This window comes from Mycobacterium sp. MUNTM1 (genome assembly GCF_054660795.1).
The window spans coordinates 1-301 of the sequence record NZ_BAAGDE010000168.1 but is presented as its reverse complement, the minus strand read 5'-3'; the positions used below and the strand labels follow the sequence as shown (position 1 = coordinate 301).

The following is a 301-nucleotide window of genomic DNA, read 5'->3' as shown; positions in this document are numbered from 1 at the left end:
CCCGGGAGGAATTGTCGGCGGCGCTGCGCGAGGTAGCCAGCAGCGACGTCCCGCATCCGCCCGCAGTCGGCCACGACGACCGGGGGCCGGTGTGGGTGTTTTCCGGGCAGGGTTCGCAGTGGGCCCGTATGGGTGCGGACCTGCTGGCCAACGAGCCGGTGTTCGCCGCGACCATCGCCGAGATCGAGCCGCTGATCGCCGCGGAGTCCGGTTTCTCGGTGACCGAGGTGATGACCGCCCCCGAGGTAGTCACCGGGATCGATCGGGTGCAGCCGACCTTGTTCGCCATGCAGGTGGCGTT

Annotated in this window: 1 protein-coding gene; it reads left to right on the top strand. The window is 69.8% G+C overall.

Annotated elements, in window-relative coordinates; all coding sequences use genetic code 11:
- On the top strand, positions 1-301 hold a 301-nt coding region (locus ACYQ8K_RS30270), incomplete at both ends, for an acyltransferase domain-containing protein (protein WP_459975081.1).